The following is a 524-nucleotide window of genomic DNA, read 5'->3' as shown; positions in this document are numbered from 1 at the left end:
GCGCACTCCCTCGGCCAGCAGGATCCGCCGCACCTGCGAGCGCGCCACCACAATGCCCAGCTCGTGGGCGGCCTCGGTCAGGGTGTCCAGCGTCCACGCCCCTGGCCCGGTCTCATCGGCCGCGGCCAGCTCACCGGTCGCCTGATCGCGCACCGGCCGGCCCGGCGGCGAAGTGCGGGCCAGCGCGATGAGCTGCGAGCGCTCGGATTGGCTGATCCGCCGTTTACGACCGACACCAGGCCGATCTCCCAACCCGTCCAGGCCTTCGGCGTTGAAGCGCGCCAACCGGTAGCGCACCGTCTTCTCCGCACACCCCAGCTCGCGGGCGATCTGCGGCACCCGCAGCCGCTCCCAGCTCAACGCGATGATCTGAGCCCGCCGTATCCAATCGGCCGGAGCATGCCGGGCACCGGCCAACTTACGGATCTTCCGTTCCTCGATCGGGTCCTTCGGGGCCCTCGCGAACAGGAGCTTCGGCACTGCCTCACCGCCCATCAACGACCTACTGGGCCCTGATCGTACGT

General features: G+C 70.0%; 1 protein-coding gene. It reads right to left on the bottom strand.

Annotated elements, in window-relative coordinates; genetic code table 11:
• Nucleotides 1-480: helix-turn-helix domain-containing protein (locus ACSDR0_RS51125; RefSeq protein ID WP_435296222.1), on the bottom strand; the 480-nt coding region annotated here is incomplete at its 3' end.
• Nucleotides 481-524: the final 44 nt, after the last annotated feature.

The sequence above is a fragment of the Streptosporangium sp. G11 genome, from assembly GCF_051192615.1.
Lineage (GTDB): Bacteria > Actinomycetota > Actinomycetes > Streptosporangiales > Streptosporangiaceae > Streptosporangium.
Note: the sequence above shows the minus strand (reverse complement) of the source record. Positions and strands in the feature narration are given on the sequence as shown.